This is a genomic window from Sphingomonas sp. 77B (assembly GCF_056497825.1).
Genome location: NZ_JBWMBY010000001.1, coordinates 1,945,981 through 1,971,017 on the forward strand (window position 1 = coordinate 1,945,981; position 25,037 = coordinate 1,971,017).

27 protein-coding genes are annotated in these 25,037 nt (G+C 66.8%); 15 read left to right on the forward strand and 12 right to left on the reverse strand.

Going from position 1 to position 25,037, the window contains the following annotated elements; translation table 11 throughout:
• Positions 1-240 precede the first annotated feature (240 nt).
• Positions 241-3,231 (reverse strand): TonB-dependent receptor domain-containing protein, encoded by a 2,991-nt coding sequence (locus AC1GI4_RS09135; RefSeq protein WP_294274813.1) that lies wholly within the window; start codon positions 3,229-3,231, stop codon positions 241-243.
• A 289-nt stretch (positions 3,232-3,520) separates the two neighbouring features.
• Between AC1GI4_RS09135 and AC1GI4_RS09140 the strand changes: the two genes are divergently transcribed.
• Complete coding sequence (locus tag AC1GI4_RS09140) at positions 3,521-3,766, forward strand: hypothetical protein (protein ID WP_479629308.1); 246 nt, start codon at positions 3,521-3,523, stop codon at positions 3,764-3,766.
• 38 nt (positions 3,767-3,804) lie between these two features.
• Complete coding sequence (locus AC1GI4_RS09145) at positions 3,805-4,296, forward strand: hypothetical protein (protein WP_479629309.1); 492 nt, start codon at positions 3,805-3,807, stop codon at positions 4,294-4,296.
• Between the two features lie 10 nt (positions 4,297-4,306).
• Here AC1GI4_RS09145 and AC1GI4_RS09150 read toward each other — a convergent pair whose 3' ends face one another.
• From AC1GI4_RS09150 to xseA, 3 genes are read right to left on the reverse strand one after another with little or no spacing between them, the layout of a single operon-like run.
• Positions 4,307-5,188: a peptidoglycan DD-metalloendopeptidase family protein gene (locus AC1GI4_RS09150; RefSeq protein ID WP_479629310.1), complete on the reverse strand. Its 882-nt coding sequence runs from the start codon at positions 5,186-5,188 to the stop codon at positions 4,307-4,309.
• On the reverse strand, positions 5,185-5,385 hold the full coding sequence (locus tag AC1GI4_RS09155; protein ID WP_294274837.1) for a DUF2093 domain-containing protein: 201 nt from the start codon (positions 5,383-5,385) through the stop codon (positions 5,185-5,187). Before AC1GI4_RS09155 ends, AC1GI4_RS09150 begins: the two co-directional genes overlap by 4 nt.
• Positions 5,386-5,401: 16 nt before the next feature.
• Positions 5,402-6,838, reverse strand: a complete 1,437-nt coding sequence (gene xseA, locus AC1GI4_RS09160) for an exodeoxyribonuclease VII large subunit (protein ID WP_479629311.1) — start codon at positions 6,836-6,838, stop codon at positions 5,402-5,404.
• On the opposite strand from xseA, the gene purD reads away from it, so the two are divergent.
• The 4 genes from purD to AC1GI4_RS09180 all read left to right on the forward strand — a co-directional run bounded on the left by purD (position 6,837) and on the right by AC1GI4_RS09180 (position 10,149).
• The gene (gene purD, locus AC1GI4_RS09165; protein WP_479629312.1) at positions 6,837-8,114 is read left to right on the forward strand and encodes a phosphoribosylamine--glycine ligase; all 1,278 of its coding nucleotides are present in this window, start codon (positions 6,837-6,839) and stop codon (positions 8,112-8,114) included. The two genes, xseA and purD, sit on opposite strands and share 2 nt — an antisense overlap.
• 56 nt (positions 8,115-8,170) lie before the next feature.
• Positions 8,171-8,890, forward strand: coding sequence for a hypothetical protein (locus AC1GI4_RS09170; RefSeq protein ID WP_479629313.1), 720 nt, complete (start codon positions 8,171-8,173; stop codon positions 8,888-8,890).
• A gap of 34 nt (positions 8,891-8,924) precedes the next feature.
• A complete protein-coding gene (locus AC1GI4_RS09175) occupies positions 8,925-9,485 on the forward strand; it encodes a hydrolase (protein ID WP_479630384.1) in 561 nt (186 codons plus the stop codon).
• A 214-nt stretch (positions 9,486-9,699) separates the two neighbouring features.
• Complete coding sequence (locus AC1GI4_RS09180) at positions 9,700-10,149, forward strand: hypothetical protein (RefSeq protein WP_479629314.1); 450 nt, start codon at positions 9,700-9,702, stop codon at positions 10,147-10,149.
• On the opposite strand, the gene AC1GI4_RS09185 is transcribed toward AC1GI4_RS09180, so the two are convergent.
• On the reverse strand, positions 10,110-11,060 hold the full coding sequence (locus tag AC1GI4_RS09185; RefSeq protein WP_479629315.1) for a hypothetical protein: 951 nt from the start codon (positions 11,058-11,060) through the stop codon (positions 10,110-10,112). The two genes, AC1GI4_RS09180 and AC1GI4_RS09185, sit on opposite strands and share 40 nt — an antisense overlap.
• A 102-nt stretch (positions 11,061-11,162) precedes the next feature.
• Here AC1GI4_RS09185 and AC1GI4_RS09190 point away from each other — a divergent pair, with 102 nt between their 5' ends.
• Complete coding sequence (locus tag AC1GI4_RS09190; protein ID WP_479629316.1) at positions 11,163-11,528, forward strand: hypothetical protein; 366 nt, start codon at positions 11,163-11,165, stop codon at positions 11,526-11,528.
• On the opposite strand, the gene AC1GI4_RS09195 is transcribed toward AC1GI4_RS09190, so the two are convergent.
• A complete protein-coding gene (locus AC1GI4_RS09195; RefSeq protein ID WP_294274792.1) occupies positions 11,515-12,816 on the reverse strand; it encodes a hemolysin family protein in 1,302 nt (433 codons plus the stop codon). The two genes, AC1GI4_RS09190 and AC1GI4_RS09195, sit on opposite strands and share 14 nt — an antisense overlap.
• A 144-nt stretch (positions 12,817-12,960) precedes the next feature.
• On the opposite strand from AC1GI4_RS09195, the gene AC1GI4_RS09200 reads away from it, so the two are divergent.
• Positions 12,961-13,638, forward strand: coding sequence for a YiaD family glycine zipper/OmpA-like lipoprotein (locus AC1GI4_RS09200; protein WP_294279775.1), 678 nt, complete (start codon positions 12,961-12,963; stop codon positions 13,636-13,638).
• A gap of 151 nt (positions 13,639-13,789) precedes the next feature.
• Positions 13,790-13,996: a hypothetical protein gene (locus AC1GI4_RS09205; RefSeq protein ID WP_479629317.1), complete on the forward strand. Its 207-nt coding sequence runs from the start codon at positions 13,790-13,792 to the stop codon at positions 13,994-13,996.
• A gap of 7 nt (positions 13,997-14,003) precedes the next feature.
• Here the strand turns inward: AC1GI4_RS09205 and AC1GI4_RS09210 are convergent, their stop codons facing one another.
• Together AC1GI4_RS09210 and AC1GI4_RS09215 are read right to left on the reverse strand one after the other, a co-directional pair.
• Complete coding sequence (locus AC1GI4_RS09210; RefSeq protein WP_294274833.1) at positions 14,004-14,432, reverse strand: nucleoside deaminase; 429 nt, start codon at positions 14,430-14,432, stop codon at positions 14,004-14,006.
• Positions 14,433-14,504: 72 nt separating this feature from the next.
• Positions 14,505-14,717, reverse strand: a complete 213-nt coding sequence (locus tag AC1GI4_RS09215) for a hypothetical protein (protein WP_479629318.1) — start codon at positions 14,715-14,717, stop codon at positions 14,505-14,507.
• Positions 14,718-14,901: 184 nt separating this feature from the next.
• Here AC1GI4_RS09215 and rpmB point away from each other — a divergent pair, with 184 nt between their 5' ends.
• Positions 14,902-15,210 (forward strand): 50S ribosomal protein L28, encoded by a 309-nt coding sequence (gene rpmB / locus AC1GI4_RS09220; protein WP_042487226.1) that lies wholly within the window; start codon positions 14,902-14,904, stop codon positions 15,208-15,210.
• A gap of 174 nt (positions 15,211-15,384) precedes the next feature.
• On the opposite strand, the gene AC1GI4_RS09225 is transcribed toward rpmB, so the two are convergent.
• Positions 15,385-16,395: an esterase-like activity of phytase family protein gene (locus tag AC1GI4_RS09225; RefSeq protein WP_479629319.1), complete on the reverse strand. Its 1,011-nt coding sequence runs from the start codon at positions 16,393-16,395 to the stop codon at positions 15,385-15,387.
• Positions 16,396-16,573: 178 nt separating this feature from the next.
• On the opposite strand from AC1GI4_RS09225, the gene AC1GI4_RS09230 reads away from it, so the two are divergent.
• Positions 16,574-16,912: a glycine zipper 2TM domain-containing protein gene (locus AC1GI4_RS09230; protein ID WP_433909599.1), complete on the forward strand. Its 339-nt coding sequence runs from the start codon at positions 16,574-16,576 to the stop codon at positions 16,910-16,912.
• A gap of 317 nt (positions 16,913-17,229) precedes the next feature.
• On the opposite strand, the gene phbB is transcribed toward AC1GI4_RS09230, so the two are convergent.
• The 3 genes from phbB to AC1GI4_RS09245 all read right to left on the reverse strand — a co-directional run bounded on the left by phbB (position 17,230) and on the right by AC1GI4_RS09245 (position 21,263).
• Complete coding sequence (phbB, locus tag AC1GI4_RS09235) at positions 17,230-17,952, reverse strand: acetoacetyl-CoA reductase (RefSeq protein WP_058751053.1); 723 nt, start codon at positions 17,950-17,952, stop codon at positions 17,230-17,232.
• An 84-nt stretch (positions 17,953-18,036) separates the two neighbouring features.
• Positions 18,037-19,050 carry a ferrochelatase gene (hemH, locus tag AC1GI4_RS09240; protein WP_479629320.1) on the reverse strand — a complete coding sequence of 338 codons (1,014 nt, stop codon included), beginning with the start codon at positions 19,048-19,050 and terminating at the stop codon, positions 18,037-18,039.
• A complete protein-coding gene (locus AC1GI4_RS09245; RefSeq protein WP_479629321.1) occupies positions 19,050-21,263 on the reverse strand; it encodes a xanthine dehydrogenase family protein molybdopterin-binding subunit in 2,214 nt (737 codons plus the stop codon). Before AC1GI4_RS09245 ends, hemH begins: the two co-directional genes overlap by 1 nt.
• Positions 21,264-21,754: 491 nt before the next feature.
• Between AC1GI4_RS09245 and lgt the strand changes: the two genes are divergently transcribed.
• Genes lgt through pgeF form a run of 4 tightly spaced genes read left to right on the forward strand, consistent with a single transcriptional unit; the run spans position 21,755 to position 25,017 of the window.
• Positions 21,755-22,624, forward strand: coding sequence for a prolipoprotein diacylglyceryl transferase (lgt, locus tag AC1GI4_RS09250; RefSeq protein ID WP_294269452.1), 870 nt, complete (start codon positions 21,755-21,757; stop codon positions 22,622-22,624).
• 40 nt (positions 22,625-22,664) lie between these two features.
• Complete coding sequence (locus AC1GI4_RS09255) at positions 22,665-23,747, forward strand: class I SAM-dependent methyltransferase (protein WP_479629322.1); 1,083 nt, start codon at positions 22,665-22,667, stop codon at positions 23,745-23,747.
• Positions 23,744-24,253 (forward strand): N-acetyltransferase family protein, encoded by a 510-nt coding sequence (locus tag AC1GI4_RS09260; protein WP_479629323.1) that lies wholly within the window; start codon positions 23,744-23,746, stop codon positions 24,251-24,253. Before AC1GI4_RS09255 ends, AC1GI4_RS09260 begins: the two co-directional genes overlap by 4 nt.
• Positions 24,250-25,017 (forward strand): peptidoglycan editing factor PgeF, encoded by a 768-nt coding sequence (gene pgeF, locus AC1GI4_RS09265; RefSeq protein WP_479629324.1) that lies wholly within the window; start codon positions 24,250-24,252, stop codon positions 25,015-25,017. Before AC1GI4_RS09260 ends, pgeF begins: the two co-directional genes overlap by 4 nt.
• Positions 25,018-25,037: the final 20 nt, after the last annotated feature.

Here is a 25,037-nt window from a genome sequence, read left to right on the forward strand (position 1 = left end):
GCCATGATATCGATTGCAGGACGTGTCGGATACGGCGCCATTGATACATTTTGCGACAATATTTTTGACATAAGTTTGGAAGAAAATTGAAACAGCAAAGCCAGATCGAAATCGGGTGGTGGGAAGGGTTTGTCCGCTGCCTCATGCAGCCGAAACACGAGGATCGCGTGCTCTCAGCGACGCACAAAAAAAGGGCAGTGGCCGAAGCCACCGCCCTCCTGAGGCAGTCCTGTTATAAAATCAGAACGTAACGCGCGCCGTGACCGAGAACAGACGACCCAGCGGATCGTAGGTCGACGGATAGGTGTTGCCGCTGTTGAAGCTGGTCGAACCGATCGACGAGCCCACGAACGGCGGCTTGCGATCGAACACGTTACGCACTGCGAACAGCAGCGAGAAACGATCGGTTGCCTGGAAGCGCGTGGTCAGGTCGAAATAGTGATAGGCCTTGATCCGCTGGTAAGCAGCCACAGGGCCGCCGCCCGACGCGATATCGTCAGCCAGCGCCAGAGGCTCATACTTGGCAGGGGCCAGGTAACGCCACAGGACCGACAGATCGACCTTGTCGATGGTCAACGTGGTGCGCTGATTGAACGAGAACTCCGGCTGGATCGAGCCGCAGTTCACCGAATAATAGCTGGTGCATTCGCGGTAGATCGAGGTCGGCGTCGCCTGATACTTCGAACGGCTGGTCCAGTTGCCAATGAAATTCAGGGTCAGCTTGCCGAAGCCCAGATTGTGGCGATAGTTCGCCGCCAGATCGATACCGTCGGTCAGCAACTGCCCGATATTGGCCAGCGGCACCGGCAGGCCGAGCGTATCCGCCGCGCTACCGTCGAGGCCGCCGGTCAGCGGGTTACGACGGATGCCCGTGCAGGCCGCGCTGGTCGCGCTCGCCGCAGTCAGATTGCCGAAGCAGCCGTTGATCACGTCACCTACGGTCGGCGCGCCGATCGCATTGTCGACCTTGATGTTGTAATAGTCGACCGTCAGCGAGAAACCCGACAGGAAGGTCGGCTGGATCACCGCCCCGACCGTGAAGGTGCTAGCCTTTTCGACGCCCAGATTGGGATTGCCGCCGCCCGTGGTGTTGATCTGCCCCGACGAACCGTTGAGGATGTTGCCGATGGTCGATGCCGGAGCGCCCTGCGCCAGGCAGACCGCGCGCAGATTGGCGTTGGTGGTCGGCGCCGCACCGGCGCAAGGGTCGACCGCCAGGTTGTCGAGCCCGGTCACGACCGGCGAGAAGAGCTCGCCGATATTGGGCGCGCGAACCGCGCGGTTGTACAGCGCGCGCAGCTTGAACGAAGCCACCGGCTCCCAGCTGCCGCCGACCTTCCAGGTCCAGTTGCCGCCCGAGCGCGAATAGTCCGAATAACGGGCACCCGCTTCGAGGTTCAGACTGCGGAAGAAGGGCTTGTCCTCGACGACCGGGACGTTGAGTTCGACGAACCCTTCCTTCACGTCGTAACGACCGCTGGCATCCGGGCTCGCCGCACCGTTGCCGAGCACTTCGCCAGGCGTCTGGGTGGCGGCATCCGACGTCGTGCGGGCGGTATATTTGCGATACTCGCCACCGAACGCGATGCTGATCGGAGTTTCAGCAAACGGGCTCGACACGCCGAAGTCACCCGAGATGACGCCGCGCAAGGTGCCGAGCGTCGTCAGGACCGAACTGCTGGTGTTCACGCCGAGCAGGAAGCCCAGCTGGTCCGAGGTGATGCTGCCAGCCGGGCCGAACAGGTTGATCGGAACGCAGTTATTAGCAGTATTGATGCAGTTCGTGGTGCTGGTCGCAAGCGCCGCCTGACGGAGGCGCGACAGCAGGCCGTTGCCCGACTGGCGCTGAACGTTCTCGCTCTCGCCATAGGCGCCGAACACGTCGTAGTTGAAGTTGCCGACCAGTGCGCCGCGGACACCTGCGCGGATGTTGAACAACTGGGTCGTGTATTCGCTGATACGCGGCCCGGCCTCCACGAAGCGACGCGATGCCGAGGTATTAAAGGTACGATAATTCGGATCGGTGGTGCTGGTGGCACCGTAATAGCTGTTGCACTGCGCCTGAGTCGGCGCCTGACGGCCTGCCGTGTTGGGATCGGCATCGACGGCGTTCAGACAGAAGGTGTCGCGTACACCACCCGAGAGATACGGGTTGCTGATCGGAATGGTCAGCGTGTTGCCGAACGTTCCCGACGGCGCGATGATGGTCGAAACCGTGTTCTTCGAGAACATCGCCTGGCTGTAGAATTCCAGGTGATCGGACACTTCATACTTCGTTGAACCGAAGATGTTGAAGCGGCGGAACGGCGTCTGATAGATGTTGTACGGGTTGAAGTTGAACCGCGAATAAATCGGAACCAGGGCCGTGCCGGTGCTGTTCAGCTGACGCGTACCCGCGCCAGTCGAGAAGACACCCGGGACGGTCGTACCCGAGCCGCCTGCCGCGCCGGTGTAGGAATCGATCGACTGCACGCCGAAATCGCGATCACCCTGGTAGACAGGGTCGGTTTCCTGATAGCCGAGGCTCAGCACCGCGTTGCCGCGGCCGTCATCCATGTTGGCACCAACGGTCAGTTCGGCGCGATAGCTGTGGCCGTCGCCCTTGCCCGTGATCTGGTCGGTCAGCGAAGCGTCGACGCCCGAAAAGTCGCTGCGCGTGATGAAGTTGATGACGCCTGCAACCGCGTCCGCGCCGTAGGTGGTCGACGAACCGCCGGTCAGCACGTCGGTGCGCTCGATCAGCGCCAGCGGAATGTTGTTGAGGTCGGTCGCGCCGCCCAGGCCTGCGGGCGCGATACGTGCGCCGTCGAGCAGAATCAGGTTGCGGTTGGTGCCAAGGCCGCGCAGGTTGGCGAAGGACGCACCGCCGTTACCGTTGTTCACCTGCGAACCGATCGAGGGAACCGCGCCCGGCAGTTCGCGCAGGATCTGCTCCGCGACGTTGACTTGGCGGAGCTGGATTTCCTCCTGGCTGACGACAGTCACCGGGCTGGTCGCGATGATGTTCGGATTGCGGATCAGAGTCCCGGTGACGACGACGTCACCGCCCTGCGTCGTGGGGCTGGTGGACTCGTTGGTCTGGACACCGGGCTCCTGCGCGGCGGTTGGCGCGGCGACCGGCGCATTGCCAGCCTGATCCGTCGTCTGCGCGAAAGCGGGAACAGCGCCGAAAATGGCACTTCCGGCCAGCAAGCTGGACGCCAGCAACTGGCCTCGCATGAACTGCTTCATATCTAACCCCTTTTGTCGCCCGTTTGACCGGGCCGATCATTAGCGCAGGTTAACCCTGCTGCTGGGGGCAGCCTAACCGGCTGGCAAAACCTTATACAATCGTTCTTTGAAAGATTATGACCTTTTTGCTGCGTTGTAGCATAAGTGCAACAGGAGGGTGGTGAGTGGCCGTTAGCAGGGCCCAAATCGCCGATCAGGTAATAAAAGAAGCATATTGCCTATGTCGTGTTCCGGGCGGATATCTTCGTGCGGGGGCGTACCGAACGTCCTTCGCAACGGGAGATGCACGATGACGCTTGGTCTAGTTCTGGCATTGGCGGCGCAAAGTTCGACCGCAGCCACGCCCGCAAAACCCCCTGTAGATCCGACCACAGCCGACAAGCAGATTTGTCGCCGTATCGTCGAGACGGGGTCGTTCGTGAAAGCCAAAAAGCTGTGCATGACACGCGAGGAATGGGCCCGTCAGCGCGAGGCAAGCCGCGATCTTGCCCAACGGGCCGTGTCGGATGGCTCCGGTCGAGCAGGCGGGAATTGATCAACATGCGAAACGGATTGATGGCATTTGCTGGAACGATGTCGATCCTGGCCGCCATCCCTGCCGGTGCACAGGATGGCGTCGCCGTCCGCCAAGTCGATGAATTGTCCCAGTGCAAGGCCATCGCCCAGGATGGCGCGCGCTTGGCCTGTTATGACCGCGCCGCTGCAACCATTCTGGCCTCGCGCGCATCCGGCGAACTTATGGTGATGGACCGCAAGACCGTCATCGCCCGCAAACAGTCCCGGTTCGGCCTTGCCACGTCGACAAGCGATATGTTCGGTGGTGGCAAGGACGACGACACCACCCAGGTTCGCCAGATCGATACCAAGATCGCGTCGGTAAAGGCGGCCAACAGCTATGGCCGGTGGAACCTAGAATTGGCCAATGGCTCTGTCTGGCAGACGATCGATGCACTGACCTTTCCCCCCGACCCCGGCGACAAGATCGTCCTGAAGGAAGCGCCGCTCAGCGGCTATCGCGCTTCGATAGCGGGCGGACGCTCGATGCTGGTCAAGCGCATCCGCTGACCTGACCGGGTCACGGCATCGGCCCCGTCACCAAAAGCGGGTCGAGCTTGCGCCCGCGCCATTGCAGGCTCCAGTGGAGATGCGGGCCGGTCGCGCGGCCGGTGGCTCCGACTGCGCCGATCGGCTGGCCCTGGCGGACATGATCGCCGGGGCGGACGTCGATGCGCGACAGGTGGAGGAAGGCGCTGTTCAATCCCTGGCCGTGGTCCAGCATCAGCAGATGCCCCTCCAGCGTGAAGGGCTGCTGCGCCGCCAGGATCACGACGCCGTCGGCGGGGGCGCGGACGATCGTGCCGGTGGGGACCGCGACGTCGGTGCCTGAGTGATAGCTGCCCGGCTCGCCGCGATAGATGCGCTGCGCCCCGAACAGGCCCGAGATGCGCCCCGTCACCGGCCATGCCAGCGTCTGGCGCCAGCCCTCGGCATCGGTCACTGCCAGGCGGGCGGCGCGGATCTGGGCCAGTTCTGGGGGGCGAAGCCGCTGGAATTCGGGATCGGGGACGGGATATTTGGGCAGCGTGTTCAGCCGCTCGATCCGCCAGTCCCGCGGCGCGATGGTCAATGGCTGGCGCACCTGGCGCCCATCGGACAGTGTGGCGACCAATTCGGCCGATGGTCCTGCGTCACGGTCGAACCCGGCGAGGAATGCGCCGTCGGGGGCCAGCGACACGGCTTGGCCGTCGAGCGTCACCGACACCGCGCCGGTCGGCGCCTGCCCCCGGATCAGACCGCCCTGGCTGAGCTGTCCGGTCCAGCGGAACGGGGTCAGGGCAATGGCGACGGGGGTCGAAGCGGGGCGCGGCGCCAGGGTAGCAGCGGGTGCCGCCATCGGCTCGGCCGGTGCCACGCATCCGGCCAGCAGCAACGCGAATGCCCCGCCCCAAGCCCTCATTGCGGGCCGAGCACCTTGGCGGTCGCCTCGGCATCGGCATAGGCCTCCTGCCGCGCCGCGCTCCAGTACTTCAGGTCTTCCAGCGCGATGCGCCGTCCGGTCACCGCGCAGACGACATGATCGCCCGGCGACAGGACGCGAAAGCCATTGGCCATATAATGGAGCTTCGCGGGGCGATCGGTGTTCGACATGAGCATCTGGGTCACTTTCGGGTCAAAGGAGCGTCGGCTGATCCGGCCCGACCTGTTTCGACTGGGCCTGGTCGACCTTGGGCTCCCGCTTGGGCTTTTCATAGGTTTTGGGGGCGGGGCGCTCAACCCCGGCCTGATCGACGGCGACGTCGACCGTGCCGTCGCGGAAACGCAGGGTCAGCGTGTCGGCCGCCCTGGCCGCCTCGGCCGAAGACAGCGTCTCGCCGCCGGGCCGCGCGGTGATCCGGGCATAGCCGCGCTCCAGGATACGATCGGGGTTGAGCGACTGAACCAGCCGCCAGGTCGAAGCCAGTCGGTCGCGGCCCCGCTCCACCTGCCGCTCCAGGATGGCAGGACGCAGCGCCGCGCCCGCCCGGTCCAACCCACCACGCGCCAGCGTCACCCGCCGCTCCAGCCCGCGATCCAGCCGCGCGCCCGCCTCGTCCGCCCGCTGGCGCTGCGGCCCCAGCAACTGGTCGCGCTTGGGAAGCAGCCGCGCCATCGCCTCCAGCCGCTCGCGGCCCCGCTCGACATAGCGACGCGCGCAGCGTTCGGCGCGCTGACCATGCGCGGCGACGGTCAGGCGGATATCGGCCAGCACCGGCACCGCAATCTCCGCCGCCGCCGTGGGGGTCGGCGCGCGCAGGTCGGCAGCATAGTCGCACAAAGTCGTGTCCGTCTCATGCCCGACCGCCGAGATGATCGGGATCGAGCAGTCCGAGACCGCGCGGACGACGGCTTCTTCGTTGAACGACCACAAATCCTCGATCGAACCGCCGCCCCGCGCGACGATCACCAGGTCGGGGCGCGGCACCGGGCCGCCGGGCTGGATCGCATCGAAGCCCCGGATCGCGGCGGCAACCTCGTCCGCCGAGCCTGTACCCTGCACCTTGACCGGCCAGACGATGACATGGGTCGGACAGCGATCCTCCAGCCGGTGGAGAATGTCGCGGATGACCGCCCCCGTGGGCGAGGTGACGACGCCGATGACCGGCGGCATGAAGGGAAGCGGCTTTTTCCGTTCGCGGGCGAACAGCCCCTCGCCCGCCAGCTTTGCCTTCAGCTTCTCGAACAGCGCCATCAGCGCGCCCGCGCCCGCCAACTCCATCCGCTCGACGACGATCTGGTATTTGGAACGGCCGGGGAAGGTGGTCAGGCGGCCGGTCGCGATCACCTCCACCCCGTCCTGCGGCTGGAAGGGCAGCGTGTTGGCCGCGCCCTTCCACATCACCGCGTCGATGACCGCATTCTCGTCCTTCAGGCTCATATAGACATGGCCCGAGGTCGCGCGCTTATAGCCGGAAATCTCGCCGCGCAGGCGGACATGGCCGAATTCGCCCTCCACCATCCGCTTCAACTTCAGGCTGAGTTCGCCGACCGACAATGCGAGTGCGTTGTCGCCGGCGATCTCCTCGGCTACCAGCCTCGCACTTTCGTCATAGGGATAAGGATCGGGCATGAACGTCCTGCTGCTGGGATCGGGTGGCCGCGAACACGCGCTGGCGTGGAAGCTGGCACAGTCGAACGGGTTAGATACGCTCTACGCCGCGCCCGGCAACCCCGGTATCGCCAGCCATGCGACCTGCGTGCCCCTGAACGCGACCGATCACGCCGCCGTGGTAGCGTTCGTGCAGGAGCATGGCGTGGGCCTGGTGGTGGTCGGCCCCGAAGCACCGCTGGTCGACGGCCTGGCCGATTCGCTCCGCGCCGAGGGCATCCCCGTATTCGGGCCGAGCAAGGCCGCCGCGCAGTTGGAAGGCTCGAAGGGCTTTACCAAGGATCTCTGCCGCCGCGCCGACATCCCGACCGCCGGTTATGTCCGGGTGAACACGCTGGCGGAGGCGCAGGCCGCGCTCGCGACGACCTTCGGCCTGCCGGTCGTCATCAAGGCCGATGGCCTGGCGGCGGGCAAGGGCGTGACCGTCGCCTTCACCAAGGCCGAGGCCGAGGGCGCGATCACCGACCTGTTCTCGGTCCCCGGTGCCGAAGTCGTCATCGAGGAATTTCTGGAGGGTGAGGAGGCCAGCCTCTTCGTCCTGACCGATGGCGAGGCGCTCCTCCCCTTCGGCTCGGCGCAGGACCATAAGCGCGTCGGCGACGGCGATACCGGCCCCAACACCGGCGGCATGGGCGCGTACAGCCCCGCGCGCGTCCTGACGCCCGAGCTGGAGCAACAAGCGATCGACCGGATCGTGCGGCCGACCGTCGACACGTTGCGCACCGAGGGGACGCCCTTTTCGGGCGTGCTCTATGCCGGGCTGATGCTGACCGAGCAGGGGCCGAAGCTGATCGAGTACAACGCCCGCTTCGGCGATCCCGAGTGCCAGGTGCTGATGCTGCGCTTCCAGGGCGATCTGCTGGCGGTGATGCTGGCAGTGGCCGAGGGGCGACTGGCCGAACTGCCCGCGCCCGCCTTCTCGGACGATCCCGCGCTGACCGTCGTGATGGCGGCGGCGGGCTATCCCGGCACGCCCAGGGCGGGCGGCGCGATCGAGGCGATCGACGCGGCAGAGGCGACCGGCGCGGTGGTGTTCCAGGCGGGCACGAAGATGGACGGCGATCAACTGGTCGCCAGCGGCGGCCGCGTGCTCGCCGTGACCGCCAGCGCCGCGACGGTGGGCGAGGCACAAACCGCCGCCTACCGCGCGGTCGATGCGATCCGCTTCCCCGGCGGCTTTTGCCGCCGCGACATCGGCTGGCGCGAGGTTGCGCGCGAAGCGGGAACCGAGGCTTGATCCCAGCGATTGGGGCGACGCTCGCCCTTGAGGCAATGGGTGGATAGGGTAACACCATGAACGATACGACCGCAGCACCGGCGACCAGCCTCATTCCCGATGGCGTGGCGGCGATCACGACCATTCATTTCGTCCTGCTCGCCATCGTCGCGCTGGCGGCGATCGCGATGATCGTGGTGGGCATGCGCCTGAAGCACCGCCGCAAAGAGGCCGCCCGCCGGGTGGAGGAAAATGCGCAGGAAGCCGGGCTGGCCGTGCGCCAGCCCGACCGCAAGCCGATCAGCGAAGCCTCGCTGACCGAGCCCAAGGCGAGCCCGGCGCCCGCACCTACGCCTGCACCCGCCCCGACTCCGGCCCCGACGCCTGCGTCTGCCCCTGCGCCCGTCGCGACCCCGGTCATGCCGACGCCGAGCGCGCCCGAAGAGCCTGTCTTCGCGGACGAGCCGCTGAACGACGAGCCGGTCGCCGCCGCTGCACCGATGACCGCCAGCCCGGCCGCCGAAGCCGCGACCGCCCCCACCGAACCGTCTCGGCCCGAGGATCAGCCGATCACGCTGCTCAAGGGCCTGGGCCCCAAGCTGACCCAGGCGCTGGCCCAGCACGGCATCACCACGGTCGGCGACATGGCGGGCTTGAGCGAGGCGCAGGCCCAGGCGCTCGACGCCCAGCTCGGGGCATTTTCGGGCCGCATGGCGCGCGACCGCTGGCTGGAACAGGCGCGGCTGCTGGCGGCGGGCGACCGGGTGGGATTTGAGGCGGTGTTCGGCAGGCTCTGACGGAACGCGCCGAGCGTCCGCCGGTTGAGGCATGATGCCGTCGCTCGATCCCCGCACCACCGCCCTGATCCTCATCGACCTGCAAAAGGGCATCGTTCCCCATGCGGGCGGCCCCCGCTCGGGTGAGGAGGTGGTGGCGACCGCCAGGACGCTCGCCGACCGTTTCCGCGCGGCGGGCGCGCCCGTGGTCCTCGTCCATGTCGGTTTCACGCCCGCGACGATGCCCAGCCAGAATGTCGACCGCCCAAGCCTGCCCGCCGGAGGCACGCCGCCCGAATTCAGCGAGTTCTTGCCCGACCTGCGCCAGCCGGACGATATCGTCGTCCTGAAGCATCATTGGGGCGCATTCACCGGCACCGACCTGGACCTGCAATTGCGCAGGCGCGGCGTGCGCACCGTGGTGATCGCGGGCATCTCGACGAACATGGGCGTCGAATCTACGGCACGTTCGGCCTGGGAACTGTCCTATGACGTGGTCATCGCCGAAGATGCCTGCGCATCACGCTCCGCCGAACTCCACGCCTTTGCCATCGAGAACATCCTGCCGCAGATCGCGCGGGTGATGGCGTCCGGGGATATCGAACTCGCCGCTTGAGCCCGGCCGCCGTTGCGCCTTAGATCGTGATGACATTGCATTGAATCGAGGCAAGCCCCTCCCCTTCGGGGGAGGGGTTGGGGTGGGGCCTCGCCACAGACCTCACGCTTGCGGAAGCGCCCCACCCCCGGCCCCTCCCCTGAAGGGGAGGGGTGAGTTCATCTCATGTTATCTTGCTCTAGCCTCGTCCTGTTGAAGGCGGGGCCGTGGCGGCATGGAATTTCTGTTCGAAATCCTGATTCAATATGGCGGCGAGCTGCTGATCCAGCTTTTGATCGAAACCGCCGCCGAGATCGGCGTCCATGGCCTGAGCAAGAGCCTGGGCGAGACATTCCAGAGGCCGAAGAACCCGCTGCTCGCGACATTCGGCTTTGCCCTGTGGGGCCTGATCGCAGGCGGGTTGAGCCTTTGGCTGTTTCCCCATTCCCCGATCACTGACCCGCAATGGCGCCGGATAAATTTGGCTGTGACGCCGATCCTGGCGGGCGGGGCCATGGCCGTGATCGGCAGCCTGCGCCGCCGCCGAGGGCTCCGCCTCGTGCGGCTGGACCGATTCGGCTATGCCTTATGTCTTCGCGCTGGTCATGGCGCTGGTGCGGTTCCGCTGGGCGGGGTAAACCGACGTCAGGGTTTGGACGGCGGCGCTACTGGCGCCTTTGCCTGATCGCTGAGCGCCTCCCGCCGCTTCTCCTGTTCGGCCAGCGGCGGCACCCGCAGCGCCTGACGCAGCGCGTCCGACACCAGCGTCAGATCATAGGGCTCCTGCGTCGCTGGGCCGCCACGCGGAATGCTGTATTGCGTGCCCAGCACCTGGGGCTTGCCGATCGACTGGAGATAACGGTCGAGCGTCGCGGATGCGATCCACACCGCCTTGGCCTTGCCGCGTGCCGCCGCGATCAGCGCCAAGAGATGCGCCATCAGATAATCGTTCGGCTTGTCGCCATGCTGGAACAGGAAGGCAGCGTGGTAGAAATCATCGCCGCTGTGCAACGCTCCGGCATCGAGCAGTTCCTGCGTCCGCGCCTTTCGCTTCTCATCGGCAGGGCCGACCACCGACCAGTCGATATTCGGCTGCCGCCGATCGTCCTGATCCGCCTTGAAGATCGCCGACATCTCGGCGTTGGTCGAATACTCCACCTTTTGCTGATAGGCGCGCTTCGCCGTCCAGGGCCCCAGTATACCCTTGCCCGGTACGGCACGGTCGAGAAGGAAGGGCTCGAACCCGACCCCCTGATACATGGCCGAGACATGCCCATCGGCCAGACAGTGCAGACGAAAGATATCCGGGGTCGCGCCGGGACGGGGATCGTCGAAAGTCAGTTCCAGATCGTCGCTCACCGGCTGCACCTTGATCGCCGTGCGGCGGATGACCGGCCCGGTGACGTTCGTGAAGCTTTCCTTGTCAAAGTCAAAATCTTGCGGCCGATCCCATGTCGCCTCCAACCCCTTGGGCGAAGCATGGACGCCGAACTGGAAAAGGGCGGCATCCCCGGTCTTCAATATCCAGTCGCCATCTGCGCACGGCACGGCAGAAACGGACAGGGCGGCGACCAGAAAAGGCAGGATCATCGGCATGACCACAGCCTGTCAGCATTCCGATGCATCGACAATGGCAAATATAATGCCCCGCACTGATCCGCATTGCCGCTGGTTTGACCGGCTGATAGCCTTTCGATCATGATGTTCTGGTCGACTGCCACCCTACCCGCAACCTTGGTGTTGGCCGGGATGGCTTTACCTGCCGCACCCTCCGGCAAAAAAGTCGAAGCATCTCTGCCGATTACGATGGCGTATGCGCCGCCCGACATCTGTACGATAAAGATTTCGGATCAGCTCTTCACGCTACCCAAGGATGATGCCGCCGCGACGACGGCGTTGCGGGAAGCCCGTCGGACCTGGACTTCGGTGTCGATCGGCAGCGAGGCCGACATTCCCTATCGCTGTACCGCTCGGGTCATCTACGTCGTCAACCAGGCCGATTTTCAGCAGATCGACTTCGTGGCACTGCCGCCCCCGAAGCCGAAGACCCTCAAGCCTCGCTGACCAGCAGCTTGTCGATCCGCCGTCCGTCGAGGTCCACCACCTCGAAGCGCCAGCCCTGTTCGACGAAGCTCTCGCCCTCCCCCGGCAGGTGGCGGAACACGGCGAGCGCGAGGCCCGCCACGGTCGCGTAATCGCGGTCGTCGGGCAGGTCGATGCCCAGCCGGTCGGCCAGCGCATCCGCCGCCATGGTGCCCGCCACCAGCAGCGATCCGTCGTCGCGCTCGACCACCGAAGGGGCGTCGCCCGGATCGGCGTCGGAGGCGAATTCGCCCGCGATCGCGGCCAGCAGGTCCGACGGGGTCACGATCCCTTCGAAATGGCCATATTCGTCATGGATCAGCGCCATCGGCACCTCGGCCTGGCGCAGCGCCAGCAGCACGTCCATCGCGTCGATCCGGTCGATCACGACGGGGGCCTTGCGCATCAGATGCTTGAGATCGAGCGGCTCGCCCCGGAACAGCGCCATGGCGATGTCGCGCGCCTGCACCACGCCGACCACCGCGTCGATCGAGCCTTCGCCCACCGGCAGGCGGGTGCGCGGGCTCTCCAGCAGCTTGGCGCGGATCGCCTCGTCGTCCAGCGTGCAGTCGAGCCAGTCGATCTCGGTGCGCGGCGTCATCACCTCGCGCACCGGCCGGTCGGCCAGGCGGACGACGCCCGAGATGATCGAGCGTTCATGCTCCTCGATCACGCCCGACTTGGACGCCTCGGCCACGATCAGGTGGAGCTCCTCGGCGGTCACCTGATCCTCGTTATCGCGGTTCAGGCCCAGCAGCTTGAAGATCACGCCGCTGGTCGAATCGAGCACCCAGACGATCGGCGCCGTGCCCACCGCCAGCCAGCGCATGGGCAGCGCGACAAAGGCCGCGATCGGCTCGGGCTTGCGCAGCGCGAACTGCTTGGGCACCAGTTCGCCCAGGATCAGCGAGGCATAGGTGGTCAGGCCGATGACCAGCGCGAAGCCGAGGGTCGCGGCGGTCGAGGGTGCGACGCCCAGCGCCTCCAGCCTTGCCGCGGTCGGCGTGCCCAGGCTGGCACCCGAATAGGCACCCGCGATGATGCCGGTCAGGGTGATGCCGATCTGGACGGTCGACAGGAACTTGCCCGGATCGGCGGCCAGCGTCAGCGCCGCCTGTGCGCCCTTTCGTCCGCCACGCGCCATCGCCTCCAGCCGAGCACGGCGCGACGACACGATCGCCAGCTCGCTCATGGCAAAGACGCCGTTCAACGCGACAAGCGCGAGGATGATGAGGACGTCGATCCACGGGAAGGGGGGCAGCGGTGCCATCGTTGTGAAGTGCTCATAGCGGGGCGGAAGGGCCTTCGACAACTCCCGTCGTCATGTTCCGTTCAGTTCGGCTACGGAACAAGGCCTTCCGACGCAGCGTTCCGGGGGACGAGACGCTGTCAGAAACTAACAAGGATCAGATTGATGCGACTTCCCGCCAAGCTCCTCACCGCCGCCGCGCTGTCGGCCCTGGTCGCCACCTCGGCCTGCACCACCGACCCGGAAACCGGCCAGCAGCGCCTGTCCAAGGCCGCGATCGGCGGCATCGGCGGCGCGGTCGGCGGCTATCTGCTGGGCGATCTGGTCGGTGGCCGTCGCGACCGCACCGAAAAGATCCTGGGTGCGGGCATCGGCGGCTTGGCTGGCGCGGGCATCGGCGCGTACATGGACAAGCAGGAGCGCGACCTTCGCGCGCGCACCGCAGGCACCGACGTGCAGGTGGTCCGCCAGGGTGACGACCTGCTGCTGAACCTGCCCTCGGGCATCACCTTCGCCTACAACTCGTCGCAGGTGCAGCCGCAGTTCCGCCAGACGCTGGACCAGGTCGCCGACATCCTGTCGCAGTATAAGCAGACCTATATCGACGTGTACGGCCACACTGATTCGACCGGCAGCGATGCGTACAACCAGCGCCTGTCCGAACAGCGCGCGGTGTCGGTCGCCGACTATCTGGCATCGCGAGGGGTTCAGCCCGCCCGCATCGGCACGCGCGGCTTCGGCAAGTCGCAGCCCATCGCCTCGAACGACACCGAGGAAGGCCGCGCCGCCAACCGCCGCGTCGAGATCAAGATCGTGCCGATCCGCGAGGGCGACCTGCGCTGATCGCTTAGCGATTCGCGAATATGGGAAAGGGGCTCGGGCGGGATACCGTCCGGGCCCCTTTCACGTCATCCTGCCGTCATGCGCCCGTCATGGCCGGCCCGCTTTACTGGTCCATGGAGAAACCCCCTTCAGCCCAAGGCAAGCGATCGGCATGGAACAAGGACCGGACAAGAACGCTCGTGTTCCCTTGCGGATCACGGCCCCGCTGACCGGGATACTCGTCTTCGTCTCGCTCCTGATATTAGATGCGTGGAACATCGCGCCCCATTCGTCGCTCCGCGCGGCCATCGTCGGTGGTGCAAGCAGTCTTGTGGTCACGGCGCTGGTGCGCCTCTTCTACAAGCGAAGGGGCCCCTGAAGCCGCCCTATCGTCGGGCCGCGAAGAAGTCCCGGAGCAGGTCTGCCGCCTCGGCATCGCCGATCCCCGCATAAATCTCCAGTCGGTGGTGACAGGTCGGCTGGCTGAAGAATCGTGGGCCATGTTCGACCGCGCCGCCCTTGGGGTCACTGGCGGCGTAATAGAGCCGGGCGATTCGAGCATGGGCGATCGCGCCCGCACACATGGCGCAGGGCTCCAGCGTGACCCACAGGTCGCAATCCTCCAGTCGGTCACGCCCCAGCACCATGGCCGCGGCCCGAATCGCCTGGATTTCGGCATGAGCCGTGGGGTCATGCAGGCGGCGGGGTGCGTTGGCCCCGGTCGCGATGATCGTGCCGCTCCGCACCACCACGGCCCCCACCGGCACCTCACCCGCCAGCCCCGCCTGGGCAGCGGCGTCGAGCGCGGCGCGCATCGGGGCGGGGAGCGGAAACATCGCCCCTCCCTGCCTCTTGCCCGCTATCCGGGCAAGAGCGCGTAAAAGGGCTTATTGGGCGTTGTCGGTGGGCTTTTCCACGCGCACGGTCGGCACCTCGACCGTCTTCTGGGTGGTGCCGACCGACACCTTGGGCCCTTCGGCACGGAAGCTCGGTGCCTGGACGACGGCCGGGCGGGTCTGATCGATGCTGATCCACCCCATCGCCATGGCACCCGCGGCCAACAGGAGGACGATGCCCAACAGGACGAGAAAAGCGCGCATGACCCTGGCTCCCAAAGGTTCGTTGGCGTAACAACGCAGCCGACGAAGCGCAGTTGCACGCGCGATTTGCTGGCACCGCACCGGCGAATTGCAGGGGCGATTGCGGGGAATCGGTTGACGCCACCCCCCGGACGGGGTATCGGCGCGGCCTTTCCGGGCACTGCCTGAAACCAGGATAACGATCATGTCGCGCATTTGCGAGCTGACCGGCAAGGGCCGGCAGGTGGGTAACAACGTTTCCCACGCCAACAACAAGACCAAGCGTACGTTCCTGCCGAACCTGCAGAACGTCACGCTGATGTCGGATTCGCTCGAGAAGAGCGTCCGTCTTCGCGTTTCGACCCACGGCCTGCGCTCGGTCGAGCACAATGGCGGCCTGGACAACTGGCTGGTCAAGACCTCGGACGATCAGCTGAGCTTGCGCGTGCGTCGCCTGAAGCGCGACGTTGTCAAGAAGCTGGCCGCCGCCAAGACCGAAGCCGCCGCCGCTTAATCAGCGACGTCGGTCGACGGGTTGAAGCCCGCCGCTCCCTGGAGCGGCGGGTTTTCGTCGTTGTTGGGGATTCCCTTGGCCTTCGACTTCGCTCAGGCTGAACGGGGGTCAGCGTATGTTGCCTAGTCCCTCGCTCCGTTCAGCCTGAGCGAAGTCGAAGGCCACGCTGCGCCCTCAGCGAATCACCGCGCGGTCCAACCGGAATTTGAGCAGATAGCTTTTCTGCAGGAACAGCTGGTTGTCATCCGACGCCAGCCACAGGATCGTCGCCCCGGCCTCCTGCGTCACCGCCACCCCTTCGAAATTGTCGTGGATCAGCGGCGAATCGAGTTCCGCGATCAATTGCCCCCGCGCCACGCGTCCGGGTGTGATCTGGGCGGCAGGAACCAGGATAACCCGATTCGAAAATCGAAAGGGCAGCCGGAAACGCCGTTCGACCACGACCAGCGAGCCATCGGGCAGCGCGGCGGCATCGGCGACGTCATATTTCGGCGACACCCGATAGGCGAAGCGACGGGCATGGCCTTTCAGGGGATCGCCCGGGAAGATCAGCGCCTGGCGGCTGTTGCGGCGCGATTCCTCGCCGCCGCGCCAGGATTTGCGCCGGACCTTCGCCTCTTCGGAAATGGTGACGAATCGTCCGTCGGGCATACGCGCCAGCGACTCGGCCCCGCCGTTTTGGGGCCATCTCCGCATGTCCTTCGGCACGACATACCCCTCGGCACGTGTAAAGCCCGGTGCATAGCGCCAGATCTGGTTATACCCCTCGAACCCGACCCAGAGCTGCCCCGTCTTCGGGTCCACCGCCAGCGATTCGCTGTCGCGATCGCGCTTCTCCCATCCCGTGCCGGGGCCTGAAGGCAGGTTGGAGAATTGCAGGTCGTGCGGCGTCCAGTCCGCCCCCATGCGAAAGCGCACGATGTTGCCGCCGTCGCTCAGCAGCAGGAAACGGTCCCCTGCCACCGCCAGCGAGGAGTAGCCGCCAAAGGCGGGCAACCGGCTCGTCAGCACGATACCGCCCAGATAGGTCAATGCGCCGAGCCTGCGTCGCGACGGATCGCGCGGATCGAGATCGACGCGGTGCACGTCCATCTGCGGCCTGCCCTCGAACAGCGGCAGGCGCTGCTCGCCCGACCACCCCGGTACCAGGGCTAAGATCAACAGGCAGGACAACAGGATACGCATGGCGCCTCATAGGCGCTGCGGCGCAGCACGACAGCCCCTCGTCCGGCGCCGCCGTCCCGCTTTTGCATGAACGGCGGATAACGGCGGCATTCAGGAAGCGCTCAACGCGAATCGGCCAGAAGCGGTGCAACGACGACGGACGGGACCGTCGATCGACACGAGTTTCGGGAGTGAGACCATGATGAAGACCCTGACCCTGGCGGCGACCGCAATGGCGATGATCGGCGGCGCCGTGCTGCCCGCGACCGCTGCGGATGCGCACCGCTATCGCCGGGCGCCTCATTCCGATCGCTATTATCGCGGCTACAACGACGGCGCGCGCGCCGAGTATCAGGCGAGCAAGTGCCGCCGCTCGGGCACGACCGGCACCATCGTCGGCGCGGTGGCGGGTGGCCTGTTGGGCCGGACCATCGACACCCAGGGCGACCGCACGCTGGGCACGCTGATCGGCGGTGCGGGCGGCGCGCTGGCGGGCCGTGCGATCGAGCGGTCGGGCCGTCCCGGCTACTGCCGCTAAACAGTTAGGGCGGGCGGAGCCTGTATCTGCCCCACCCGCCCCAGTTTTCTCGCGTAGCGTATCGAGGACGGAACGCCGATCTCCCCACTGGAGGTCGGCGTTCTTGCTTATCTCCCATCCCCCCACGAGACGATTTCGCAACATCCGTTCAGCCTGAGCGAAGTCGAAGGCCAAGGGACAGGATTTCACCAAGAGGCGAACGCTTGGCGTGCGCTTCGACTTCGGCGCATTGCGCCGAAGTTCATCCTGAGCGGCTGGCTTGCCAGCCAGCCAGCCGAAGGGCTCAGCGCAAACGGCTTGTGGGGATGGCCTCCGCCTCAATACATGTGCTGGCCGCCATTGATCGACAGGGTCGAGCCGGTGACGAAGCCCGCCTCGTCCGAGCAGAGGAAGGCGACGCCGCGCGCGATCTCATGCGCCTGGCCCAGGCGGCCGACCGGGATCTTGGCGACGATCTTCTCCAGCACGTCGGCGGGGACGGCGGCGACCATGTCGGTGTCGATATAGCCCGGTGCGATCGCGTTGACGGTCACGCCGACGCGCGCGCCTTCCTGCGCCAGCGCCTTGGTGAAGCCATGGATGCCCGACTTGGCGGCGGCATAATTGACCTGGCCATATTGCCCAGCCTGGCCGTTGATCGAGCCGATATTGACGATCCGGCCCCACTTACGCTCGCGCATGCCGGGGAACACCGCCTTGGCCATGTTGAAGCAACCGCCCAAATTGGTGTCCATGACCTCCTTCCACATCTGGTAGGTCATCTTCAGCAGCGTGCCGTCGCGAGTGATGCCCGCATTGTTGACGACGATGTCGACGGGGCCGAGTTCTTCGGCGACCTGTGCGACGCCTGCCTGGACCGCGTCATAGTCGGCGACGTCCCACTTATAGGCCTTGATCCCGGTGCGCTCCGAGAACTCGCGCGCGCGCTCGTCATTGCCCGCATAATTGGCGGCGACGGTGATGCCCGCCTCCTTCAGCGCCAGGCTGATCGCCTCGCCGATACCGCGCGTACCACCCGTCACAATCGCGACCCGTGCCATTCAACCTCTCCCAAATGAGATTGTGGCTTAAAAGGGGCATGCGCCGTCCGCAATGGCGAACACCGGGCGAAACGTAATATTACGCTACGGCAGCCAGCCCTGAAGCTCGCGTTCGATCAATCCGCGCAGCATCGCGACACCGACATCACTGTCGTTAAGGCACGGGAGATAGGCGAAATGGGTGCCGCCGGCGCCTTCGAAACTTTCGCGCCCGCGAATCGCCAGTTCCTCCAGCGTCTCGATACAGTCGGCCGAAAAGCCCGGTGCCAGGATCGCGACCTTGTGGATGCCACGCCCCGGCAGCGATTCGAGGACCGTGTCGGTGGCGGGCTCCAGCCATTTGGCGCGGCCGAATCGCGACTGGAACGCAACCAGCAACTCGCGCCCCGCCAGCGTGTCCTTCATCGCCTCGGCGAGCAGCCGCGCGGTCTTGCGGCAATGGCAGTGATAGGGATCGCCCAGCTCCAGCGTCCGTTGCGGCATCCCGTGGAAGCTGGCGACCACCGCGTCGGGCTCGAAATCCAGCGCCGCGAGCTGCGCCTCCAGCTGGGTCTTCAGCGCATCGATATAGAGCGCATCGTCATAATAAGGCGGCAGGGTGCGGATCGCGGGTTGCCAGCGCAGCGTCGCCAGATGCGCGAAGGCGCGGTCATTGGCGGTGGCCGTCGTCGCCGCGCAATATTGCGGATAGAGCGGTGCGAGCAGGATGCGCTCGCACCCCGCGTCCTTCATCGCCTTCACCTGGTCGGCGATGGCGGGGCGGCCATAGCGCATCGCCCAGTCGACCATCACGCCCGGCCCGAACGCGTCCTTCAACGCCACCGCCTGCGCGCGCGTGATCGCGGCCAGCGGCGACCCGTCGTCGCGCCACACCAGCGAATAGGCATGGGCCGACTTTTTGGGCCGGGTGTTCAGTATGATCCCGCGCAGGATCGGTTGCCACAACAGGGCCGGAATCTCGATGACCCGGCGATCCGACAGGAACTCGCGCAGATAGCGCTTCACCGATTTCGGATCGGGCGCATCGGGCGTGCCCAGATTCATGAGCAGCACACCGATCTTCGGGCGCGGGACGGGCGGATGATCGGGCGGCAGCATCAGGCGGACAACTCCATCGGCAGGCTTCGTATCCGTGGCAAGCCCGGCAGGGTGGCGAGCGCATTGGCGATGGCGGGCGCGACCGGCGGCACGGCCAGTTCGCCCACACCGCCGGGGGCTTCATCGGACGTGATAATTTCGACGGTGATGTCCGGCGTATCGGCGAGGCGCGGCAGGTTCAGCGCGCCCAGCCGCGACGGCACGGCCCAGCCCCGGTCGAACCCGACCGCCCCGCCCCGCAACGCCGCGAGGCCGAAGATCAGCCCGCCCTCGACCTGCTGGCGCACGATATCGGGGTTCATCACCCGGCCGCAGTCGATCGCGGCGACCAGCCGGTCGATCACCGGGCGGCCATTCTCATCGCGATGCGTCTCGGCCATCACCGCGACATAGCTGCCGCGAAAGCCATGCGCGGCGACACCCTGCCCGCTGCCTGCCGCGCCACCCTCCCAGCCGCCAAGCGAGGCGGCGGTCGACAGGCACCGTGCCAGCCGGGGCTCCTGCCCCAGCATCGCGATCCGCCACGCCAGCGGATCGGCCCCCGCGGCCCGTGCGCATTCGTCGATGAAGGATTCGGTGATGAAGCAGTTCGCGACATGCGCGCCGCCGCGCACATGGCCGGTTTCGATCGGCAGCGTCGCGTCATGATGATGCACGGCCAGCGCCGGGATCGCATAGGGTGGCACCGCCCCGCCCATCGCATAGGCATCACCCCGCCCCTCACCCCGCATCCCCCAGCGGACCAGCCCGGCGGGCATCACCCGCTCGGCCAGCGCCGCGCCGGTCGAGGGCGTCGCGATCCGCCCGCGCCAGCCGACCAGCTTGCCCTGCGCCAGCCGCGCGGTCATCCGGGCCATGGCGGGCGCGCGCCAGGCGTCGCGGCGCAGATCCTCGGTGCGCGACCATTGAACGTTGACCGGCCGCTTCAGCTTGGCGGCAATCATTGCCGCCTGCGCCACCGCGTCCTGCTCCAGTCCCAGGCCGAAGCCGCCGCCGATCGGCATGGCATGGACGACCACCCGGTCCTCAGGGATCGCAGCCGCCCGCGCCGCGGCGGTTCGCGTGGTTTCGGGCGCAAGGGTCGGCACCCACAATTCCAGCCCGCCATCCGCCCATGCCGCCACCGCCGCGCGTGGCTCGATCCCGGCGTGGACGCCGGTGCCGATCCGGTAGCGCGCCTCGATCAGCCCCGGCCCCTCCAGCCCCGCCGCGACATCGCCGTGCGTCAGGACGGTGCGGCCTTCCGCCTTGAGCGCTTCCTCTAGCCCTTGCACGATGGCCTGCGACGTCGGCACCGCCCCGTCGCTGATTGCGCGAGGGGCGGCCGCGTCGAGAGCCTTCTGCGCGATCCACCAGCTGCTGGCGGCCACCGCGATCCAGTCCTCGCCCTCGATCACCTCGACGACGCCCGGCACCTTCATCGCCGCCGCGCGGTCGATACGGATGGCACGAGTATGGCCCAGCGGCGCGTGGCGAAGCGCGACATGCACCATGTCGGGCAGACGGATGTCGGCGGTGAAATTGGCCGAGCCATCGACCTTGGCGGGCGAATCGAGCCGGGGCACATCCTTGCCCGCCAGTTTCCCCGCGCCGCCGCTGCCCAGCGGCAGGGGATGCGGCACCGTCTCGCCTGCCGCCGCCTCGGCCAGTTCGGCGAAGCGCAGCCGCTGGTCGCCATGGACTATGAAGCCGTCCCTCGCCTCGCAGTCGCTCCAGTCCACGTCCCAGCGGCGGGCGGCGGCCTGCGCCATCAGCGCACGGGCGGTCGCGGCGGCGGCGCGGGCGGGGCCCTCGAACATGCGTAAGCTGCTGGACCCAGCGGTCAGCATCACCTGGTCGCGCCGCAGCCATTCGTCGCGCACCCCCTCGGGCAGGCGGCCGAACGCGTCCTCGAACAGCGAATCGACCCCGATCGGATTGGCGTAGAGCGGGCTGATGGGCGCAGGCTCGACGGCGACGGTGCGCCAGTCGGCACCCAGCTCATCGGCGGCGACCTGGGCCAGCGTGGTCGCGATACCCTGGCCATGCTCGGCCTGCGGCACCGCGACGGTGACGATGCCGTCGCGCCCGATCTTCAGCCACGCCCCGAACGCCTGCTCGCCCGGCTCGACCGTCAGGTTGGGCGGATAGGCACGCGGCCACAGCCCCCAGGCGACGACCACCCCGGCCCCCACGCCCCCGCCGACCAGGATGTTGCGCCTGCTTAACTCCATCGCGGCCGAGCCTTACCGGACAGGGACGGGCAGGCAAGCGCGGGGTTTCGCTGTCTCAAAGCGAGGATGTCGATCGTTCGCGCGAAGACGCGAAGCCTCGAAGATTTTTGCGCGCAGAGGCGCAGAGGACGCAGAGGGGGATCGGTGGCAAGGCATCCCGCCGTCTCGATCGGCAGACCTTGCCGCTCACAAACTATGGACAGGCCTTGCGGCCGGACCAAACACCTCTGCGCCCTCCGCGCCTCTGCGCGAACTCAAAATCTTCGCGACTTCGCGGCTTCGCGTGAACCCTATTCCCAGCGGTCGCAGCGTGGCCTTCGACTGCGCTCAGGCTGAACGGCTTTTAGGATCAAGGCCCTATTACTACCTCCGTTCAGCCTGAGCGCAGTCGAAGGCCACGCCCTAACACGGCACCGAACCCATGGTCTTGGTGTTGTCCCACGACCGCTCTATGAAGCGGGCCAGAAAGGGAAACGCTTTTGATCCTCTCCATGCTTGCGGCCGCGGGCGGCCATATCCGGTTCGAGGATCTGGGGTTGCACCCGGACGTCTTCTCGATCGGCTTCTTCACGCTGCGCTGGTACAGCCTGGCCTATATCACCGGCATCCTGTTCGGGTGGTGGTATCTGGGCAAGATGCTCGACCGGCCGGGTGCGCCGATGTCGCGGACCCATGCCGACGATCTGGTCTTCTATGCGACGCTCGGCATCATCCTGGGTGGACGGATCGGCTATGTGATCTTCTACGCGCCCGAGATGTTCCTGCACCCGCTTCGCATCCTGCGCCTGTGGGACGGCGGCATGAGCTTTCACGGCGGCGCGATCGGCGTCGGCCTCGGCGTCATCCTGTTCGCGCGCAAGCACAAGCTCAGCTGGCTGCGCATCCTGGACTATCTGGTCTGCACCGCGCCGGTCGGGCTCTTCCTGGGTCGCCTCGCCAATTTCGTGAACGGCGAGCTGTGGGGCAAGCCATCGGACGTCCCCTGGGCGATCATCTTCCCGCGCACCGTGCCCTTCGGCCTGCCCGATCCGGCGCGCCATCCCAGCCAGCTGTACGAGGCGGGGCTGGAGGGTCTGGTCCTGTTCGCGGTCATGAGCTTCGCCTTCTGGCGCACCAAGGCGCGTTACGATCCGGGCAAGCTGTCGGGCCTGTTCCTGCTCGGCTACGGCATTGCGCGCTTCATCGTCGAATTCTTCCGCGAGCCCGACCAGCAGCTGCGTGCCTTCGCGCAGGCGACCGGACTGCACATGGGCCAGTGGCTGTGCGTGCCGATGATCCTGGGCGGCCTCTATTTGATGAACTCGGCCAAGGCGCGCCGCGTCCGGGTCGAGCCGATCGCGGGCCCCGACAGCGTTTCCTGATCCCCTTGCCGCGGCGGGATCGGGGCGGCAGAGCGGGTTCATGACCAACCCGCTGATCCCCCCCGCCGATCACAAGCCCGAGCCCGAGGCCGCGCTGCCCGAACGGCTCGCCCGCGCCATCGCGCTGGCCGGGCCGATCCCGGTGGCGCAGTTCATGGCCGCCGCCAATGCGCAGTATTACGGCACCCGCGATCCGCTGGGCGCAGGCGGCGACTTCACCACCAGTCCCGAGATCAGCCAGATGTTCGGCGAGCTGGTCGGCCTGTGGTGCGCCGATTTGTGGGACCGGGCGGGGCGGCCCGAAGTGTATTGGGTCGAGCTGGGGCCGGGGCGCGGCACGCTGGCGGCCGACGCCCGGCGCGCCATGGCCAAGGCGGGGTTCTCTTCATCGATCCATTTCGTCGAGACCAGTACGACGTTGCGCGCTGCCCAGGCCGAGCGGGTGGCCGATGCGACATGGCACGACTCGGTCGAGACGCTGCCGACCGACCGACCGCTGATCGTCGTCGCCAACGAGTTCTTCGACGCGCTGCCGATCCGCCAGCTCGTTCGGCGTGGGCAAGGTTGGCACGAGCGGCTGGTCGCGGCACAGGACCTGCTGTTCCTGCCGATCGCAGGCCCGCCGGTGCCGAATGAGATTATTCCCGAACCGCTGCGCGAGGCGGAAGCCGGATCGGTGATCGAGGTTTCCCCCGCCAGTGTCGCCGTCATGCGCAGCCTGTCCGCCCGGATCGCCGCACAGGGCGGTGCGGCGCTGATCGTCGATTATGGCTATGAAGGCCCTGCCATCGCCGACACGCTCCAGGCGGTGCGCGGCCATGCGTTCGCCAATCCCTTCGACCGGCCTGGCGAACAGGATCTGAGCGCGCATGTCGATTTCACCACGCTGGCCGCCGCCGCGCAAAGCACCGGCCTCGCCGCCTTCGGGCCGGTGACGCAGCGCGACCTGCTCGGCGCGCTCGGCATCGACCAGCGCACCGCAAGCCTTGCCCGCGCGCATCCCGACCGTGCCGACGCGCTGCTCGCCGATCGCAATCGGCTGATGCAGGATATGGGCACGCTGTTCCGCGCGCTGGCGGTGGCGCGGCCCGACTGGCCGGTACCGGCGGGATATGGCGAATGATCGTCTATCGCGACGCCGCACCCGCTGACGGCGAACAGCTGGCCGCGATGGCACGCGCGGCCTTCACCGATACCTTCGGCCATCTCTATCCGGCGACGGACCTGAACGCCTTTCTCGACGACGCCTTCGGCCCGGAAGGCCTGCCTGCCCAGATCGGCCATCCCGATTTCACGATCCGGCTGGCCATCGAGGGGGATGCGATCATCGGCTTCGCCAAGATCGGGCCCGTGGGCTTTCCGGGTGAGTGGCCCCAAGATGCGGTCGAACTCTATCAGCTCTATGTCGCATCCAGCCATCTGGGCGCGGGCGTCGGCCCCGCGCTGATGGACTGGACCATCGCCACCGCCCGGGCGCGCGGGGCGAGCGAACTCATCCTGTCGGTCTATGTCGACAATCACAGGGCCAAGGCCTTTTATACCCGCTACGGCTTTGTCGATATCGGCCGCTACGACTTTCCCGTCGGCGACACGATCGACGAAGACCGGATCATGAGGCTGTCGCTATGACCATCGAGGCACTTCGCACCCCCCTGCTCGGGGAAATTCCGCATGGCTTTCTCGGGCGTCGCGGCGGTGTGTCGGGGGGCATCCATGGCGGCCTGAATGTCGGGCTGGGGTCGCAGGACGACGCCGATTCGGTGGCCGAGAATCGCCGCCGCGCGCGCGACGCGGTGCTGCCCGGGGCGCGGCTCGTCACCTGCTACCAGATCCATTCGGCCGAGGCGGTGACGGTGCTGACCCCGCCCGAGGACGATGTCCGTCCGCATGGCGATGCGCTGGTCACCGACCGGCCGGGGCTGCTGCTCGGTATCCTGACCGCCGATTGCGCGCCGGTGCTGTTCGCCGACGTCGAGGCGGGCGTCGTCGGCGCCGCCCATGCCGGGTGGAAGGGTGCGCTGGGCGGGATCACCGACGCGACTCTGCTCGCGATGGAAGCGCTGGGCGCGCGGCGCGATCGGACCGCCGCCGCCATCGGCCCGTGCATCGCCCGCGCCAGCTATGAGGTCGACGCCGCTTTCCTGCGCCGCTTTGCCGAAGCCGAGCCGGATAACGAGCGCTTCTTCGCCGACGGCACCCGCGCGGATCACTACCAGTTCGACCTGGAGGCCTATGTCGCCCATCGCCTGGCCACGGCAGGCGTCTCGCGCGTCGCGGCGCTGGGGGAGGACACCTATGCGCAAGGTGACCGCTTCTTCAGCTTCCGCCGCGCGACGCACCGCCACGAACCCTCTTATGGTCGCCAGATTTCGCTGATCGGCATCCCGTCGTAAAATTCCCACTTATTTAGAGG

Bases quoted from the DNA above. Each gene is read 5' to 3' on its own strand.
- AC1GI4_RS09135 (WP_294274813.1), bottom strand. From the start codon at position 3,231: ATGAAGCAGTTCATGCGAGGCCAGTTGCTGGCGTCCAGCTTGCTGGCC.
- AC1GI4_RS09140 (WP_479629308.1), top strand. From the start codon at position 3,521: ATGACGCTTGGTCTAGTTCTGGCATTGGCGGCGCAAAGTTCGACCGCA.
- AC1GI4_RS09145 (WP_479629309.1), top strand. From the start codon at position 3,805: ATGTCGATCCTGGCCGCCATCCCTGCCGGTGCACAGGATGGCGTCGCC.
- AC1GI4_RS09150 (WP_479629310.1), bottom strand. From the start codon at position 5,188: ATGAGGGCTTGGGGCGGGGCATTCGCGTTGCTGCTGGCCGGATGCGTG.
- AC1GI4_RS09155 (WP_294274837.1), bottom strand. From the start codon at position 5,385: ATGCTCATGTCGAACACCGATCGCCCCGCGAAGCTCCATTATATGGCC.
- purD (WP_479629312.1), top strand. From the start codon at position 6,837: ATGAACGTCCTGCTGCTGGGATCGGGTGGCCGCGAACACGCGCTGGCG.
- xseA (WP_479629311.1), bottom strand. From the start codon at position 6,838: ATGCCCGATCCTTATCCCTATGACGAAAGTGCGAGGCTGGTAGCCGAG.
- AC1GI4_RS09170 (WP_479629313.1), top strand. From the start codon at position 8,171: ATGAACGATACGACCGCAGCACCGGCGACCAGCCTCATTCCCGATGGC.
- AC1GI4_RS09175 (WP_479630384.1), top strand. From the start codon at position 8,925: ATGCCGTCGCTCGATCCCCGCACCACCGCCCTGATCCTCATCGACCTG.
- AC1GI4_RS09180 (WP_479629314.1), top strand. From the start codon at position 9,700: ATGGAATTTCTGTTCGAAATCCTGATTCAATATGGCGGCGAGCTGCTG.
- AC1GI4_RS09185 (WP_479629315.1), bottom strand. From the start codon at position 11,060: ATGCCGATGATCCTGCCTTTTCTGGTCGCCGCCCTGTCCGTTTCTGCC.
- AC1GI4_RS09190 (WP_479629316.1), top strand. From the start codon at position 11,163: ATGATGTTCTGGTCGACTGCCACCCTACCCGCAACCTTGGTGTTGGCC.
- AC1GI4_RS09195 (WP_294274792.1), bottom strand. From the start codon at position 12,816: ATGGCACCGCTGCCCCCCTTCCCGTGGATCGACGTCCTCATCATCCTC.
- AC1GI4_RS09200 (WP_294279775.1), top strand. From the start codon at position 12,961: ATGCGACTTCCCGCCAAGCTCCTCACCGCCGCCGCGCTGTCGGCCCTG.
- AC1GI4_RS09205 (WP_479629317.1), top strand. From the start codon at position 13,790: ATGGAACAAGGACCGGACAAGAACGCTCGTGTTCCCTTGCGGATCACG.
- AC1GI4_RS09210 (WP_294274833.1), bottom strand. From the start codon at position 14,432: ATGCGCGCCGCGCTCGACGCCGCTGCCCAGGCGGGGCTGGCGGGTGAG.
- AC1GI4_RS09215 (WP_479629318.1), bottom strand. From the start codon at position 14,717: ATGCGCGCTTTTCTCGTCCTGTTGGGCATCGTCCTCCTGTTGGCCGCG.
- rpmB (WP_042487226.1), top strand. From the start codon at position 14,902: ATGTCGCGCATTTGCGAGCTGACCGGCAAGGGCCGGCAGGTGGGTAAC.
- AC1GI4_RS09225 (WP_479629319.1), bottom strand. From the start codon at position 16,395: ATGCGTATCCTGTTGTCCTGCCTGTTGATCTTAGCCCTGGTACCGGGG.
- AC1GI4_RS09230 (WP_433909599.1), top strand. From the start codon at position 16,574: ATGATGAAGACCCTGACCCTGGCGGCGACCGCAATGGCGATGATCGGC.
- phbB (WP_058751053.1), bottom strand. From the start codon at position 17,952: ATGGCACGGGTCGCGATTGTGACGGGTGGTACGCGCGGTATCGGCGAG.
- hemH (WP_479629320.1), bottom strand. From the start codon at position 19,050: ATGCTGCCGCCCGATCATCCGCCCGTCCCGCGCCCGAAGATCGGTGTG.
- AC1GI4_RS09245 (WP_479629321.1), bottom strand. From the start codon at position 21,263: ATGGAGTTAAGCAGGCGCAACATCCTGGTCGGCGGGGGCGTGGGGGCC.
- lgt (WP_294269452.1), top strand. From the start codon at position 21,755: ATGCTTGCGGCCGCGGGCGGCCATATCCGGTTCGAGGATCTGGGGTTG.
- AC1GI4_RS09255 (WP_479629322.1), top strand. From the start codon at position 22,665: ATGACCAACCCGCTGATCCCCCCCGCCGATCACAAGCCCGAGCCCGAG.
- AC1GI4_RS09260 (WP_479629323.1), top strand. From the start codon at position 23,744: ATGATCGTCTATCGCGACGCCGCACCCGCTGACGGCGAACAGCTGGCC.
- pgeF (WP_479629324.1), top strand. From the start codon at position 24,250: ATGACCATCGAGGCACTTCGCACCCCCCTGCTCGGGGAAATTCCGCAT.